General features: G+C 74.3%; 15 protein-coding genes. 7 read left to right on the forward strand and 8 right to left on the reverse strand.

What is annotated here, in order from left to right:
* Positions 1-27 precede the first annotated feature (27 nt).
* The gene (locus tag AC1WTP_RS30900) at positions 28-753 is read right to left on the reverse strand and encodes a sensor histidine kinase (RefSeq protein WP_481652763.1); all 726 of its coding nucleotides are present in this window, start codon (positions 751-753) and stop codon (positions 28-30) included.
* Between the two features lie 65 nt (positions 754-818).
* On the opposite strand from AC1WTP_RS30900, the gene AC1WTP_RS30905 reads away from it, so the two are divergent.
* Together AC1WTP_RS30905 and AC1WTP_RS30910 are read left to right on the forward strand one after the other, a co-directional pair.
* Positions 819-1,460: a response regulator transcription factor gene (locus AC1WTP_RS30905; RefSeq protein ID WP_481652764.1), complete on the forward strand. Its 642-nt coding sequence runs from the start codon at positions 819-821 to the stop codon at positions 1,458-1,460.
* Positions 1,461-1,596: 136 nt separating this feature from the next.
* Positions 1,597-1,944, forward strand: coding sequence for a histone-like nucleoid-structuring protein Lsr2 (locus AC1WTP_RS30910; RefSeq protein WP_481652765.1), 348 nt, complete (start codon positions 1,597-1,599; stop codon positions 1,942-1,944).
* 163 nt (positions 1,945-2,107) lie between these two features.
* On the opposite strand, the gene AC1WTP_RS30915 is transcribed toward AC1WTP_RS30910, so the two are convergent.
* A complete protein-coding gene (locus AC1WTP_RS30915) occupies positions 2,108-3,409 on the reverse strand; it encodes a hypothetical protein (protein ID WP_481652766.1) in 1,302 nt (433 codons plus the stop codon).
* A gap of 523 nt (positions 3,410-3,932) precedes the next feature.
* Complete coding sequence (locus AC1WTP_RS30920; protein WP_481652767.1) at positions 3,933-4,811, reverse strand: PDDEXK family nuclease; 879 nt, start codon at positions 4,809-4,811, stop codon at positions 3,933-3,935.
* A 220-nt stretch (positions 4,812-5,031) separates the two neighbouring features.
* Between AC1WTP_RS30920 and AC1WTP_RS30925 the strand changes: the two genes are divergently transcribed.
* Positions 5,032-5,625, forward strand: a complete 594-nt coding sequence (locus tag AC1WTP_RS30925; RefSeq protein ID WP_481652768.1) for a GNAT family N-acetyltransferase — start codon at positions 5,032-5,034, stop codon at positions 5,623-5,625.
* A gap of 113 nt (positions 5,626-5,738) precedes the next feature.
* Here AC1WTP_RS30925 and AC1WTP_RS30930 read toward each other — a convergent pair whose 3' ends face one another.
* Positions 5,739-6,635: a phytanoyl-CoA dioxygenase family protein gene (locus AC1WTP_RS30930; protein ID WP_481652769.1), complete on the reverse strand. Its 897-nt coding sequence runs from the start codon at positions 6,633-6,635 to the stop codon at positions 5,739-5,741.
* Between the two features lie 207 nt (positions 6,636-6,842).
* On the opposite strand from AC1WTP_RS30930, the gene AC1WTP_RS30935 reads away from it, so the two are divergent.
* On the forward strand, positions 6,843-7,571 hold the full coding sequence (locus AC1WTP_RS30935; RefSeq protein ID WP_481652770.1) for a helical backbone metal receptor: 729 nt from the start codon (positions 6,843-6,845) through the stop codon (positions 7,569-7,571).
* Positions 7,572-7,669: 98 nt separating this feature from the next.
* Here the strand turns inward: AC1WTP_RS30935 and AC1WTP_RS30940 are convergent, their stop codons facing one another.
* Positions 7,670-8,620, reverse strand: coding sequence for a TerC/Alx family metal homeostasis membrane protein (locus AC1WTP_RS30940; protein ID WP_481652771.1), 951 nt, complete (start codon positions 8,618-8,620; stop codon positions 7,670-7,672).
* 179 nt (positions 8,621-8,799) lie between these two features.
* On the reverse strand, positions 8,800-9,495 hold the full coding sequence (locus tag AC1WTP_RS30945) for a CBS domain-containing protein (RefSeq protein WP_481652772.1): 696 nt from the start codon (positions 9,493-9,495) through the stop codon (positions 8,800-8,802).
* Positions 9,496-9,710: 215 nt separating this feature from the next.
* Between AC1WTP_RS30945 and AC1WTP_RS30950 the strand changes: the two genes are divergently transcribed.
* Together AC1WTP_RS30950 and AC1WTP_RS30955 are read left to right on the forward strand one after the other, a co-directional pair.
* Positions 9,711-10,295 carry a hypothetical protein gene (locus AC1WTP_RS30950; RefSeq protein ID WP_481652773.1) on the forward strand — a complete coding sequence of 195 codons (585 nt, stop codon included), beginning with the start codon at positions 9,711-9,713 and terminating at the stop codon, positions 10,293-10,295.
* A gap of 203 nt (positions 10,296-10,498) precedes the next feature.
* A complete protein-coding gene (locus tag AC1WTP_RS30955; protein ID WP_481652774.1) occupies positions 10,499-10,891 on the forward strand; it encodes an FKBP-type peptidyl-prolyl cis-trans isomerase in 393 nt (130 codons plus the stop codon).
* Between the two features lie 63 nt (positions 10,892-10,954).
* On the opposite strand, the gene AC1WTP_RS30960 is transcribed toward AC1WTP_RS30955, so the two are convergent.
* Entirely contained in the window at positions 10,955-11,305 is a 351-nt protein-coding gene (locus AC1WTP_RS30960; RefSeq protein WP_481652775.1) for an STAS domain-containing protein, read from the reverse strand.
* Positions 11,306-11,488: 183 nt separating this feature from the next.
* On the opposite strand from AC1WTP_RS30960, the gene AC1WTP_RS30965 reads away from it, so the two are divergent.
* A complete protein-coding gene (locus AC1WTP_RS30965) occupies positions 11,489-12,508 on the forward strand; it encodes an SMP-30/gluconolactonase/LRE family protein (protein WP_481652776.1) in 1,020 nt (339 codons plus the stop codon).
* 86 nt (positions 12,509-12,594) lie between these two features.
* Here AC1WTP_RS30965 and AC1WTP_RS30970 read toward each other — a convergent pair whose 3' ends face one another.
* Positions 12,595-13,854, reverse strand: a complete 1,260-nt coding sequence (locus tag AC1WTP_RS30970) for a L,D-transpeptidase (RefSeq protein WP_481652777.1) — start codon at positions 13,852-13,854, stop codon at positions 12,595-12,597.
* Between the last annotated feature and the right edge of the window lie 199 nt (positions 13,855-14,053).

Raw genomic sequence — 14,053 nt, forward strand, 5'->3', positions numbered from 1 at the left:
CCCGGGCCAACCGGCGGCCCCGTCGGGTCAGGTCGTCGGACCGACCCCGGGCAGCAGCACCTCCAGCGCCACGCCGCGCGGCCGCAGCCGGTGCACCCGCACCCGGCCACCGTCGGCGGCCACCAACCGCCGGACGATCCACAGCCCCAGGCCGGACATCCCGGCGGCGGGCACGGGCCGGCGCAGCGCCGCGAGCAGCGCGGCGTCCACCCGACCCTCGTCGGCGACCAGGATGCTCAGCCCGGCGCGGCGCAGCGAGGCGTAGACGCCGATCCGCCCCTCGGCCGGCCCGTGCCGCAGCGCGTTCTGCACCAGGTTCTCCAGCACCTGCCGGGTCCGGCGCTCGGGCACCGGGCAGCCGCCGGCCCGGCGGGTGACCCGCACCCGCCGCCGGTGCTCGGGCACCAGGACGGCGACCCCGCGGAGGATCTCCGCCAGCGGCGCGGTCGTCACCTCCGGCTGCGCCGCGAGGGTCAGGGCGCCCGTGCTGGCCGCCGCGTCCCGGAGCAGGTCCTGCAGGTGTACGGCCTGGTCGCGGGCGAGTTCGCTGATCGCCCGCCGGTCGTCGCCGGTCAACTCGCGGCGGTCGTCGGCCAGGGCCCGGGTCAGCGAGGTGAGGGTGCTGACCGGGGTGCGGAACTCGTGGCAGAGCACCCGCAGCAGCAGCTCCGGGTCGGCCGGGCCGGGCGGCCCACCCGGGCCGCTGCGTCGAAGCCCCCGCATCAACCCCTGCAACCCGTGCCGTCCGCGCATCCGTCCGCCTCCCCCTCGACCGGCCACCGCCGCATGATCGGTACCCGCCAGGGAAGGGACCAGACATGCTCAGCTCCCCCACCCTCCGGCTGGCCGTGGTGGACGACCATCCGCTCTTCGTCCGGGGGCTGGAGCTGCTGCTCCCCGCCACCACCGGCGGCCGGGCCGAGGTGGTGGGCTCCACCGGCGACGCGTCGGCGGCCGCCTCGCTGGTCAGCCGGTGCCTGCCGGACCTGGCCCTGGTCGACCTGCACATGCCCCCGCCCGGCGGGATCCGGGCGGTGGCCGCGATCCGCCGGACGAACCCGCGGGTGCGGGTGGTGGCGATGTCCGGCAGCGACGACCCCGCGCCCGCGCTGGACGCGCTGCGGGCCGGTGCCGAGGGCTTCCTGCCCAAGAGCGCCGAGCCGGAGGAACTGCTGCCGCCGCTGCTGGCCATCCTCGACGGGTGGGCGGTGCTGCCGAGCGACCTGCTGCGGGCGCTGCTCCGGCCGTCCCGCACCACCCCGGTCGACCTCGACGGCGAGGAGCGGCGGTTGCTCCAGGCGATCGCGGCCGGGCGGAGCACGCTGGAGATCGCCGACCAGTTGCACGTCTCGGAACGCACCGTCAAACGCATGACGGCCGCGCTGCTGCGCAAACTCCGGGTGTCCAGCCGGGCGGAGGCCGCCGCGCTCGCCGGCCACGCCGGTCTGCTCGGTGAGTGAACGGACCTCTTTCCCGCCGCTTCGCTTTTCGCGGAAACGCGACCCGCCGAAATGAAAACGGCGGAATTGTTGCGGATATGCCGCGGGATGGGTCAAACTTTGACCACACCCCGCCGCACACAGGGAGTAATCGGCGATGGCAAGAAAAGTAATCACGGTGCTGACCGACGATCTCGACGGCGGAAAGGCCGACCGGACGGTCGAGTTCGGTCTCGACGGCGTGGCATACACCATCGACCTCTCCGACGAGAACGCGGGAGTCCTCCGTAAGGCGCTGGACGCCTACATCAGCGCCGGCCGGCGCATCGGCCGGGGCGCCGTCGACACCGGCCGGGCGCCCCGCCGGGCGGGCGGAACCGGCGGCGCGGGAATGGATCGCGAGCAGAACCGCGCCATCCGCGAATGGGCCGCCAAGAACGGCTACAAGATTTCCGAGCGGGGCCGGATCCCGGTCGAGGTCGTCGAGGCGTACAAGAACCGCTGAGCGGAGGCGGGACCGGGTCCCGCGGCGGGGTCGGGCCGACGCCCGACCCCGCTTCCTGCTGTGCTCCGGAGCCACCGGCCGGGTCGGCCGTAACGGCAACCGGCGGTCGCCGCCGGGGCGGTACGGGGACGTACGCCCCGCACCGCCCCGGCCACCCGGTCGATCAGTTGACCTCGATGCGCACCGCGTCGAAGGCCGGGGTCTGGTTGGCCCGCTCCATCATCGGGATCCGGTGCGAACCGTCACCGGCCCAGACCGCGCACTGGGCGATGCCGGACTCGGGCAGCCCGGGGATCTGGATGGTCACCTCGTCCGGCTCGGCGCCGCCACGGCTGTCCTCGGTGGCGACGAAGAACGCGGGCACCTCCTGGGGCTCCGGCGGCTGCTCGAGGCTGTCCAGCATCCGGCAGGCGGTGTGGAAGTGCCCCCGGACCAGGCCCTGCTCGTTGAGCAGCGAGCTCTCCACGTAGTAGCCGCCCTGACCGGCGGCGAGGAAGCGGTCGCGGATGAGGTTCCGGGTGGAGACCCGGAGGGTGAACGGCTGGTTCGCACCCACCTGCTGTGGGAAGTCGGTGATCAGCAGCGACGGGTTGTTCGCCGCGGCGCCGACCTCGCCGAACGCGGTGCTGACGCAGCGGTTGCCGTTCTGGAAGCCGTCGTGCGGCTGCAGCTGGCTGTCGTCGCAGTCGTTCGCCAGGACGCCGAGCCCGGCACCCGGGCCGCCGTTGTTCCCGCCGTTGTCGCCCCCGTCGTTCCCGCCGTCGTCGCCGCCGTCGTTCCCGCCGTCGTCGCCGCCGTCGTTCCCGCCGTCGTCGCCGCCGTTGTCGCCACCACCGGGGGTGCCGCCGTTGCCGGTCGGCTGCACCTGGCACTCGGCGAGCTGACGCAGCCCCTGCGGGCGCGGACCGAACCGGTCCATCACGATCGTGATCCGGTCCAGCGTCGCCCGGCGCTTGCCGGCCAGGGGCTGCAGGATCGAGTTGCGGATGAAGGCTTCGCCCCGGTCGCCCTCGGCGGCCAGCCGGCGGTCGGCCTCGCCGATCTGGTTCTGCAGCAGGCTCAGGTTGCGGTCCACCTCCGCCCGGGCCCGGGCGGGCACCTGCGGGAGCCGGCCGGCCACGTCGGGACAGGCGACCGCGGAACCGCCATTGGGCGCCTCGCCCTCCCGGACCTCCTGGCACTCCTCCACCGTCTGCTGGCCGTCGCCCCAGTGGTTGCGTACCCACCGGCCGTTCTGCCAGGTACGCGTGGTGCCGTCCCGCCCGCTCGGCGCGGTCGCCCCGGGGCTGGGCGCCACGCAGGCCGCGGCCGCCGGCCGGGTCCGGTTCGACCGCCGGTCCTCGGCCGACGAGATCTGGGTCACGGCGACCACTCCGCCGAAGACCGCGAGCGTGCCGACGACGGCCAGCAGACGCTTGCTCCGCGCGTTACCGGATGACCGGCGCGCCCGTGTGGACCTGCGCATCGAATTGCACTCCTTCTCGATCCGGTAGTTGATTCGTGACCTCGGCGGACCGACGGAATTGAGGCGGCACGCCCCGACGGAAACCGTCCGGACGGACCGGTGGCATGTCGACGACCGACGATGCCCTTTCCGCACCGTCTCCCACGTCCCGGGACGCGGATGAGGAGATCCTGTCCATTCCCGCAGGAGTACGAACCGGCAGCCGACACGGTTCAAAGCGGATCGGACAAAAATTCACACCCGGTCACGGCGACCATGTCGGGTGCCGGACGGACCGGTTCGCGGCATAGCCGGGCGGCCGGCGACGGGACCGGCGGAAAGGGCCGGGCGGGCCGGCGACGGCTCCACCCGGACGCCCGGAAATGGCGCGGTGGCGCCGGCCAGGTGGGTGCGTTTTCCAGCTCGACCGATCGGGCACCGGCTGCGATCGGGCCGGCGGTGACGATCGCGGGCCCGCCCCGGCGACGGTGCGGACGCCGTGGGGGAGCCGGTCGAAGAGCACCGCCCGGGCGCGCCCGGGGGTCTAGTCCGCGCAGAGGTGGTCGAAGGCGAAGTCGTTCTCCAGCTCGTCGCCGCGCGCCCGCAGGCCGCGGATCGCGGTGCGCAGTTCGTCCCGGGAGACCAGGGCCGGCGTGCCGCCCTCCGGCTCGGCCAGCCACTGGCCGACGGCGACCGCCGCCAGGTCCTCGGCGAGCCGGGCGGCGTCCACCCCGCAGGAGAACCGGTGCTCCCACACCGACACCCGCTCGACCAGGCAGGCGCCGGGACGCACCTCGACCCAGCTCCAGCCCTCGGCCGGCCCGTCCTTCCACCGCACGTGCAGCCCGCGCACGATCGGGTCGGCCAGCCGGCGCGACACGTACGCCTCCACCGCCGCCGCCCGGGCCAGCGCGCCGAGATCGTTGACGTGACCGGTACGGCCGTCCGGCAGCCGGCCGAGGATGTCCCGGAAACCGACCACCGCCTCCCCCGGCTCGCCCGGCGCGCCGCCCTCGGCGTAGCCGCGCGCGTCGATCACGTACGCCACGATCCGCCGACCGTGGTCGGCGGCCCGCAGCGTCGGCGACTCGATCCGCAGCACCTCCAGGCCGACGGCCGCGCCGACCGCGTTCTTCATCCGTTCGGTGCGCTGGGCGGCGGAGCCGGCCGGCGCGGGCGGGCCGATCTCGACGGCGAACAGCGGCCGGCCGCTGTCGCCGGCGCAGACCACGAAGTCGAAGCTCTCCCGGATGGCCGTGCTCCACTGGTGGCCGGTGATCCCCGGCGGGCGGCGCTGCACCAGCTCGCCCATCCTGCGGTCGGCGTGCACGACCTGCCCGTCCCGGGTGAGCACCGGGGCCCGGCCGTCGTTCGTCGGGAACGCGCGCAGCCAGGAGACGTGGTCACTACCGGTGCTCGTCATCGCCTGATCCATCCGTCGTCCGTGGGCCGGCCCGAGTCTAGGCCGTCGATCATGGTGGTCGCCTCGTCGGTGCGTCCGACCGGGCAGGACCGCGCGGTTCGACGGGTACCGCCCGCGGCGTCGGGACCGGCCGGCGGCAGTCGACCCGCGGCACCAGGGCCGGCGCCGGGCCGGGCAAAATCGGTTGAGCCGCGCCGGCCGGCGCCGGTGGGATGAGCCGGTGACCGCCTTCCTCACCACCGCGCGGCTGCTGCTGCGCGCGTTCACCGCGGCCGACGCGGACCTGCTGGTCGACCTGGACAGCGACCCCGAGGTGATGCGCTATCTGACCGGCGGCCGACCGACCCCGCCGGAGGTGGTCCGCGGGCGCACCCTGCCGGCGATCCTCGCGCTCTACCGGCGGCCGCCGGGGCTCGGCTACTGGGCCGCCGTGGACCGGGCCACCGGCGGTTTCCTCGGCTGGTTCGAGTTCCGGCCGGTGCGCGACGGCGACGTCCGCGAGGTGGAACTCGGCTACCGGCTGCGCCGCTCGGCGTGGGGCGGCGGCCTCGCCACCGAGGGCTGCCGGGCGCTGGTCGACAAGGGCTTCGCCGAGCTGGGCGTGGAGCGGGTCACCGCCAACACCATGGCGGTGAACCTGGCCTCGCGGCGGGTGATGGAGAAGGTCGGCCTGCGGCACGTGCGCTCGTACCACGGCGACTGGCCGGAGCCGATCGACGGCTCCGAACACGGCGAGGTCGAGTACGCCCTCACCCGCGAGCAGTGGCGCGCGGCGCGCGACGGCGTCGGCCCGGCGGCCGGCCGGGCCGACTGAGCAGCCGCGGCGACCGGGCCCGCGGCCCGGCGGTGACCCCACCGGCCCACCGGCGGGGACGGCCGCCGGCGGGCCGCCCCGTGCGGGCGGTCCACCCGGCCGCCCGGAGGGTGTCACTCGGCGCCCATCACCAGGCCCTCGATGGTGTGCTTCTGCCGGATCGGCACCAGCGTGTCGACCACCGGGCACGGCAGGTGGGCGCGGACGAGCTCCGGCAGGCTCTCCCAGTAGCCCCGGGTGACCGCCGTGTCGTGGTGGCCGGCGTTGCCGGCGCCGGGCGCGTCCACCCCGAGCACCAGCACCGGACGGGCCAACGACGACACGTTCGGCGTGCCGCGGTGGATGGTCAGCGCGGACCGCGCGGAGATGTCGCCCCGCTGCGGGTACTTGCGCACCGCGCGCCGCTCGTAGCGCGGATAGCGCTCCTTCGGCGGGAACATCTCGTGGTCGAAGTCGCGGCCGTCGTCCCACTGGGTGCCCGGGGCGATCTCGAACGGGCCCATCTCTTCCACGGTGTCCACGGTGGTCAGGTTGAACGCGAGCGAGGTCAGCCGCCGCTGCCGGCGGGTGTCCTCCGGCATCGGGAAGTCGCGGTGCCACGGCTGCCGGGCCGCACCCGGGAACGGGATGTCGAAGCCCAGCTCGACGATCTCGTAGTCGGGGCCGAGGACCGCCCGGCAGACCGCCACCACCCAGGGGTGGGTGACCAGGTCGACGAAGCCGCGCAGCTGTTCCGGGTGGATCTCGACGTACCAGCGCTCCGGGCCCCGCCCGACCGCGCCGTCGGGCCGGGCGCGCGCCTCGTGGAAGGCCGCGTCGATGTCCTCCCCGACCCGGTCCACCCAGTCGACGGCGAACGCGCCCCGGCACGCCGTGATCCCGTCGCGGTAGAGGTCGCCGAGCGCCTCGACGGGCACGTCGTCGTCCGGAGACCGGTCGGTGCCGCTCGACGCGGCACGGTTGTCGGGCTGCCCGGCGCGCGGCGCGGGTGGACCGGAGTGGGGCCTCATCGGGAACCTCCTGGTGGGGACGGGGCGAGTATTCCAACGTTGTAGAAGACTGACAAGTGCGCACCCCGTCGCCGCCGGGCTGACGCGCCGCCGCCGATCTCCGGGAAGCGCGGGTTGCCGCCGGGGCGGAACCCGGCGACCGCCGCCGATCCGGGCCGGCGGGCCCGGCATGATCGACCGGGGCGGGCGCGGACGAGGGGGTACGGGATGCGGGTGGTGTCACTGGTGCCGTCACTGACCGAGGCGGTGGCCCGCACCCTGCCCGGGTTGCTGGTCGGCGCCACCGACTGGTGCACCCACCCGGCGGGGCTGGCCGTGTCCCGGGTCGGCGGCAGCAAGTACCCGGACCTGGACCGGGTGCTCGCCCTGCGGCCGGATCTGGTGCTGCTCAACGTGGAGGAGAACCGCCGCGCCGACGCGGACGCGCTGGCCGCGGCCGGGGTGCCGGTGCGGATCACCTACCCGCGCACGGTGGACGGGGCGCTGGACGAGCTGGCCACGCTGCTGGGCGAGCTGGGCGCGCCGGCGGAGCCCGACTGGCTGGTCGCCGCCCGCCGGGCCTGGGCGGAGCTGCCCGCGACGCCGCCGCGGCGGGCCGTGGTGCCGGTCTGGCGGAGACCGTGGGTGGTGCTCGGCGGCGACACCTTCGCCGGTGACGTGCTGAGCCGGCTCGGCGTGCGCAACGTCTACGCGGACCACACCGACCGCTATCCCCGGCCGGGCCTGGACGAGCTGCGCGCGCACGCGCCGGACCTGGTGGTGCTGCCGGACGAGCCGTACCGGTTCACCGTGGGGGACGGGCCGGAGGCGTTTCCCGGCATCCCCTGCACCCTGCTCTCCGGACGGCACCTGACCTGGTACGGTCCGTCGCTCGCCGAGGCACCGGCGGTGCTGGCCGCCCAGCTGGCCCGACCGGTGGTGCACCCGGCCGGGTGAGCGCCGCCGCACGCCCGCGCACCGGTGGCTCAGCCCTCCGGCGGCGGCGATCGCGCATTGGCGGCTCAGGCCCCTCGGTGGCGGTCGCGCACCGTGGCTCAGCCCCCGGCGCGGCGGCGGGCGCGCTGGGCGGAGAAGACGCTCCAGCCGATGGCGACCGTGAGGGTCAGCACCACCACGGCCAGGGTTATCCAGACCGGCAGCTTGCCCACCGGGGTCTCGGCCAGCATCAGCTTCAACCCGGCGAAGGCCAGCAGCACGGCCAGCCCGTACCGCAGGTAGCCGAAGTGGCGCAGCAGGCCGGCCAGGCAGAAGTAGAGGCTGCGCAGGCCGAGCACGGCGAAGGCGGTGGCCGTCCAGACGATGAAGGTGTTGGTGGTGATGGCCAGGATCGCGGCCACCGAGTCGATCGCGAAGATCACGTCGGTGGCCTCGACCGCGACGACTGCCACCAGCAGCACGGTGGCGTGCCGCCGGCCGCGTACCCGGACGGTGAACCGGCTGCCGTGGAAGCGCGGCTCGGTCGGCACCAGCCGGCAGAACAGCTTGACCGCCACGTTGTGGTCCGGGTCGACGTCCGGCTCGCCGCGTACCGCCAGCCGCCAGCCGGTCCAGATCAGGAAGGCACCGAGGACGAACCCGACCCAGGCCAGCCGGTGCAGCAGTTCCGCACCGGCGAAGATGAAGATCAGCCGGAAGCCGAGCGCCCCGATCACGCCCCAGAACAGCGCCTTGTGCTGGTAGCCGGGGGGAACCCGGAAGTAGGTGAACAGCAGCGCGAAGACGAAGACGTTGTCCACCGACAGCGCCTTCTCCAGCAGGTAGCCCGAGTAGTAGGCCAGCGCCGGCTCGCCGCCGCGCCACAGCCAGACCAGCAGGCCGAAGGCGAGCCCGGCGGTGATCCAGACGCCGCTCCAGACGAGCGCCTCCCGCAGCTCGATGACGTGGTCGTCACGGTGCGAGAACATGTCCACCGCGAGCATGACGGCGAGCACCGCGGCGACCGCCGCCCAGGCCCACAGCGGTGCCGTGAACGTCGCCTCGTCCACCCGGCGCCCTCCGCATCCGTGGCAGCGGCTCTGTGCACCCGTGACGCGCGGCGACGGCACCGGACCGCGTCGTATCCGAGCCTAGGCGAGGGGCCGGGCGACCGGCGTCGGTCCGGCGAAGTCCGCCGGACCGCGCCGGGCCCCGCCCCGGACAGGAGGTCGGGGCCCCGCGGGCGCGCTCAGGCCACCGGCGTGACCGGGCGGTCCCGCTCGACCAGGGTGGTGTCGTCGACGTCGTACGCGATCGTGTTCGACACCCGGACCACACCGCTGACCTGCCCGGCCAGCCGTCCCGCCAGCTCGACCGCGGTACGCCGGTCCAACCGGCCGTCCAGGGTCACCTCGCCGTCCCGGACCCGCACGGTGACCAGGCCGTCCCGGATCGCCAGCACCCGGCGCAGCACCTCCTGGACGACGTCCTCGCGGATCTCGGCGTCCGTGCGCAGGTGCACCCGCAGCAGGTCGCCCCGGGTGACGATGCCGACCAGTCGGCCCAGGTCGTCCAGCACCGGCAGCCGCTTGACCAGCTCGCGGTCCATCAGCCGGGCGGCGGCGGGCAGGCCCGCGCCGGGGTACGTGGTCACCGGCGGTGCCGTCATCAGGTCCCGGGCCAGCAGCGCGTCGGCCTTCTCCCGGGCACCGCGCCGGCGCCGTCCCAGGAAGACGCGCCGCTCGTCCGGGTGACCGGCACGTTCGATCTTGTGCAGCAGATCCGCCTGGGACACCACGCCGAGCACCCGACGGAACCGGTCCACCACCGGCACGGCGCTGATGCCGCGCCGGACCAGCACATCGACGATCGCCCGGTACGGGGTTTCCTCGTCCACCGTCGCGACGTCCCGGGTCATCACGTCGCCCACCTGCCATGTCCTCATCACGACCTCCTCGCCGCCGTCACCTGCGACGCTACGGCCGGCAGACGCGGTCGGTCAGGGCCGCGCGACCGGTGCGCACAAGGCCGAGCGGACCGGTGCGACAGGGGTCGAAGGTCCCGGTGCGGTCGGGCCCGGTCGGCCCTGACCCCGCCGGCCGCAGCGGGCGTCCAATGGAGATGCCACCGGGAAGCGCGGTGCGAGGCACAGGAAGGGACGTGGAGACAATGACCGCGACGATCAGGCGGACCACCGCCGAGACCAGCGCACCGGTGACCGGGACCCGCCACGAGACGCCGCTGACCGGGACCCGCCGGGAGCGGGCGACCCGCTACCTGCTCGCCGGCCTCCGCCTGGCGCTGGGCTGGGTCTTCCTCTGGGCCTTCCTGGACAAGCTGTTCGGCCTGGGCCTGGCCACCGAGGCCAAGAACGCCTGGCTCAACGGGGGCAGCCCCACCAAGGGCTTCCTCGCCTTCGGCGCCACCGGCCCGTTCCAGGGGTTCTACCAGGGCATCGCCGGCGCGGCCTGGGCCGACTGGCTCTTCATGACCGGTCTGGCGGCGATCGGCACCGCCCTCGTCCTCGGCATCGGGATGCGCGTCGCCGCCGCGGCCGGCGGGCTGCTGCTGGTCATGATGTGGACGGCCGTCCTGCCCCCCGAGAACAACCCGTTCATGGACGACCACCTCATCTACGCCGCGGTGCTCGCCGTGCTCGCCCTGGTCGACGCCGGCGACACCTGGGGCCTCGGCCGGGTGTGGGCCCGACTGCCGATCGTCCAGCGGTACGGCTGGCTCCGGTAGCCACCGGCACACCCCCTCGACGGGTCACCACCGGTGACCCCCGTCGAGCCGTTCGCGCGTCGGCCCGTTCCCCTCCGCTCCGCCCGCCGGCGGCTCGGGCTGCCGGCGACGCGGGCCGCGGGACCGCCGGGCATCGGCGGATCACTATCCGGCAGGATCGGCGGTGACCGGACATCACGACCAGTACGGCAGGAGACTCCCGAATGAACCAGGCAGCAGGCGCCCGCTCGGGCAAGCCCGAGGTGGGTCCGATCGAGGGCGCGCCGCCGGCCGAACTCGTGATCGAGGACATCAGCGTCGGCGAGGGCCCGGAGGCCCAGCCGGGTCAGCGGGTCAGCGTCCACTACGTCGGGGTGGCGCACTCCACCGGCCGCGAGTTCGACGCGTCGTGGAACCGCGGTGAGGCGTTCGAGTTCCCGCTCGGCGGCGGCCGGGTCATCGCCGGCTGGGACCAGGGCGTGGCCGGCATGCGGGTCGGCGGCCGGCGGCGGCTGACCATCCCGCCGCACCTGGGCTACGGCGACCGGGGCGCCGGCGGCGTCATCAAGCCGGGCGAGACCCTGGTCTTCGTCGTCGACCTGCTCGGCGTCCGCTGACCGCCTGAGCCCGCGGTCGGGGTCGGCGATCCGTCGCCGGCACCGACCGCCGTCGGGCCGCGCTCAGCAGGCCACCAGCTCCCGGTCGACGCCCGGCTCGACGATCGGGATGACCCGGTGCAGCCCGGTGGCGCGCAGCACCCGGCGGACCGTCGGGTCGGGGCCGACCAGCACCAGCTCGCCGCCGCGGGCGCGGATCCGCAGGTGCGCGGCGACCAGGGCGCGCACCCCGGCGGCCGAGAGCACCCGCACGCCGGAGAGATCCAGCCGCAGCACCGAGCGGGCCGGGGCAGCCCAGAGGGCGGACCGCAGCGCGGCGACGGTGGCGATGTCGACCTCGCCGCTCACCCGCACCTCCACCGCGTGGTCGGCCGTGCTGATCTGCACGTGCAGGCGGTCGCCGCGTTGTCCCATGCCGACGAATCTAGCCGCCACCACCGACAGTTCCGACCTGCCGCGGACCGAATCCGGGTACGCCCAGGGTTCGACCCCGAGGTCCCCGGTCTCCTCCTCAGGGATGACCGCCGACGCCCGGCCGCGGGCGGCAGTCGGCCGGTCGGGGCGACGCGAACGGCATCGGCGGGCGAGAATGGCCGGATGGCCGTACCCCGCCCGCGCGCGCCCTGGCTGATCCGTCCCGTCCGCGAACCGGCCACCGTTCCGCCGCCGCTGGACGGGCCGTGGGCCCCGACCGACGACCGGCTCGACGCCGCCGAACTGCTGCCCCTGCCGGCCGGCGCGACCGGCCCGGAGGACGTGCTCGTCGACCCCGCCGGACGGGTGGTCAGTGGGGACGAGGGCGGCCGGCTGTGGTGGTGGCCGGTCGACGCCGCGCCGGGCACCCGCCCCCGGCTGCTCGCCGAGACCGGCGGGCGGCCGCTCGGCGTCGAGCTGGACCCGCGCGACGCCAGCCTGGTGGTCTGCGACGCGTACCGGGGGTTGCTGCGGGTGACCCCGGACGGGGCATTGCGGGAGCTGACCGGCCTCGGGGAGCGTCCCCACCTCGCCGACAACGCCGCCGTCGCCCGCGACGGCACCGTCTACTTCACCGACTCGTCCCACCGCTTCCCGGTCTCGCACTGGAAGCGGGACCTGCTCGAGCACCGGCCGAACGGGCGGGTGCTGGCCTACCACCCGGGCAGCGGGCGCACCGAGGTGGTCCGGGACGGGCTGTACTTCCCCAACGGGATCGCGCTGACCCCGGACGAGTCGGCGCTGATGCTGGTGGAGACCGCCACCCACCGGCTGCTCCGGCTCACCCTGCCGGACGGCGAGGTCACCGTGCTGGCCGACCTGCCGGCGTACCCGGACAACCTGACCGGGGTCGGCGACGGGACGTACTGGATCGCCCTGCCCAGCCCGCGGCTGCCGGCGATGGAGCGGCTGCTGCCCCACCCCCGGCTGCGCCAGCTGGTCGCGGTGCTGCCGGCCGCGGTGCAGCCGAAGCCGCTGCGCTACGGCCTGGTCGCGCTGGTGGACGGCGCGGGGCGGGTGCTGCGTACGCTGCACGGCCCGCGCGGCGGGTACCACATGATCACCGGCGTCCGGCAGCACGGCGACCAGCTCTGGCTGGGCAGCCTCACCGGGACCGGGGTGGCCCGGGTGCCGCTGCGCTGAACGTCGTACCGCGCCGGCGGATGGACGTGCGGCGGGTACGCGGGACCGGCCCGGTACGGTGCCGGGCCGGTCCGCGTACCCCTGGATCAGCCGCCGGTCACCGACGGCACCGGCGCCGGCGTTCCCCCGGCCACCGCGCCCGGGTGCGGCAGGTGGGTCGGGGCCGGCCCCAGCCCGGCCGGTACGGGCAGCGCGCTGCCCTTGACGAACTTGTCCCAGCTGACGTTCCAGGCCGTCCAGCCGTTGCCCTCGTCCAACTGGACCTCGGTGCCCTTGATGGTGACCAGGTCACCGACCTGGGTCACGCCCATCAGCCAGTCCGCGGCCTCGTTCGAGACGTTCGTGCAGCCGTGCGAGACGTTGGTGTTGCCCTGGTCCCCCACCGACCACGGCGCCGCGTGGATGAACTCACCGCCCCAGGTGAGCCGCTGCGCGTCCTCGACGTCGACCACGTAAGGGTCGGCCGAACCCCGGGTGTCGAACGTCGTGAACTCGTGCTTCTCCATGATCACCATCTTGCCGCTGGAGGTCGGCGTGCTCGGCTTGCCCATGCTGACCGGGATCTTGCGGACGACCTTGCCGTCCCGCAGCACCGACATCTGCTTGGTGGCGTTGTCGATCTCCAGTGACACCTGGCGGCCGATCTTCGAGGTGACCCGCCGGTCCGCGTCACCGACGTGCTCCTTGCCGATCGGCAGGCCCTCGAGCCCGGCCCGGAAACTGATCGTGGTGCCCGGTCGCCAGAAATCGGGCGCCCGGTAATAGACCTGGCTGCCGTCGGACACCCACGACCAGACCCCTGGCTGCGGCGGGTCCGTCTTCACGAACAGGCGCCGCTGGACATCCGCCCTGGCCTCTTTCGGAATGGGCGGGTCGAACGCGACGGTTACCGGCATGGCGGTGCCGTACGTCCGATTGCCGGCGAAATACAACGTACTGGTTATCGCCGGTTTCGACGATTTGGGCATGGTCGTGAAGGTGGTCTTGCGGGTGGTGGTGGCGCCCGAGTCGCCGGTGGCGGTCACCTCGGCGGTGTAGGTCCGCTTCGGCTGCAGCGTCGTGCTCGGCACCCAGCCCGAGCCGTCCTCCCGTGGCTCCGCCTTGACCTCCTTGCCCTTGTCGTCGGTGATTCGCACGGCGGTGACCCGACCGCCCTTGACGGCGGTGCCCACCTCGGCGCTGACCGGGACGTCCCGGGCGCGGTCGGTGGGCGTCACGCTCAACTCCGGCGGGGCCGCCCGGCCCTCGGCCGCGCCCGGTTTGCGGTCTGCGGTGCATCCACCGAGGACCAACGGTGTGGCCGCGATGCTCACCGCCAGCAGCGCCAATCGCCGCCTCAACTCCATGATGCGTCCCCCCGTTTATCGCTTCCCTTCGCCACATTCTCTCCACCGCCCGTGGCCGGGCGCGCAATTTCGACGGATTCGAAAATGTGTTTGGTAACCCATTTCCCGGGGTGTGCTCAACTCACGGCCCCGGCGTTGTTCGGGTGTGTCCGGTTTGATCATGGTTTGTTAGATGCCGTAGGTGGCGAAGACGTCGCGG

This window comes from Micromonospora sp. R311 (assembly GCF_056780015.1).

What these genes read in the sequence shown, in the direction of transcription:
- AC1WTP_RS30900 (WP_481652763.1), bottom strand. Translation starts at nt 753, where the DNA reads ATGCGCGGACGGCACGGGTTGCAGGGGTTGATGCGGGGGCTTCGACGC.
- AC1WTP_RS30935 (WP_481652770.1), top strand. Translation starts at nt 6,843, where the DNA reads ATGCGGGTGGTGTCACTGGTGCCGTCACTGACCGAGGCGGTGGCCCGC.
- AC1WTP_RS30930 (WP_481652769.1), bottom strand. Translation starts at nt 6,635, where the DNA reads ATGAGGCCCCACTCCGGTCCACCCGCGCCGCGCGCCGGGCAGCCCGAC.
- AC1WTP_RS30970 (WP_481652777.1), bottom strand. Translation starts at nt 13,854, where the DNA reads ATGGAGTTGAGGCGGCGATTGGCGCTGCTGGCGGTGAGCATCGCGGCC.
- AC1WTP_RS30965 (WP_481652776.1), top strand. Translation starts at nt 11,489, where the DNA reads ATGGCCGTACCCCGCCCGCGCGCGCCCTGGCTGATCCGTCCCGTCCGC.
- AC1WTP_RS30915 (WP_481652766.1), bottom strand. Translation starts at nt 3,409, where the DNA reads ATGCGCAGGTCCACACGGGCGCGCCGGTCATCCGGTAACGCGCGGAGC.
- AC1WTP_RS30945 (WP_481652772.1), bottom strand. Translation starts at nt 9,495, where the DNA reads ATGAGGACATGGCAGGTGGGCGACGTGATGACCCGGGACGTCGCGACG.
- AC1WTP_RS30910 (WP_481652765.1), top strand. Translation starts at nt 1,597, where the DNA reads ATGGCAAGAAAAGTAATCACGGTGCTGACCGACGATCTCGACGGCGGA.
- AC1WTP_RS30955 (WP_481652774.1), top strand. Translation starts at nt 10,499, where the DNA reads ATGAACCAGGCAGCAGGCGCCCGCTCGGGCAAGCCCGAGGTGGGTCCG.
- AC1WTP_RS30920 (WP_481652767.1), bottom strand. Translation starts at nt 4,811, where the DNA reads ATGACGAGCACCGGTAGTGACCACGTCTCCTGGCTGCGCGCGTTCCCG.
- AC1WTP_RS30905 (WP_481652764.1), top strand. Translation starts at nt 819, where the DNA reads ATGCTCAGCTCCCCCACCCTCCGGCTGGCCGTGGTGGACGACCATCCG.
- AC1WTP_RS30960 (WP_481652775.1), bottom strand. Translation starts at nt 11,305, where the DNA reads ATGGGACAACGCGGCGACCGCCTGCACGTGCAGATCAGCACGGCCGAC.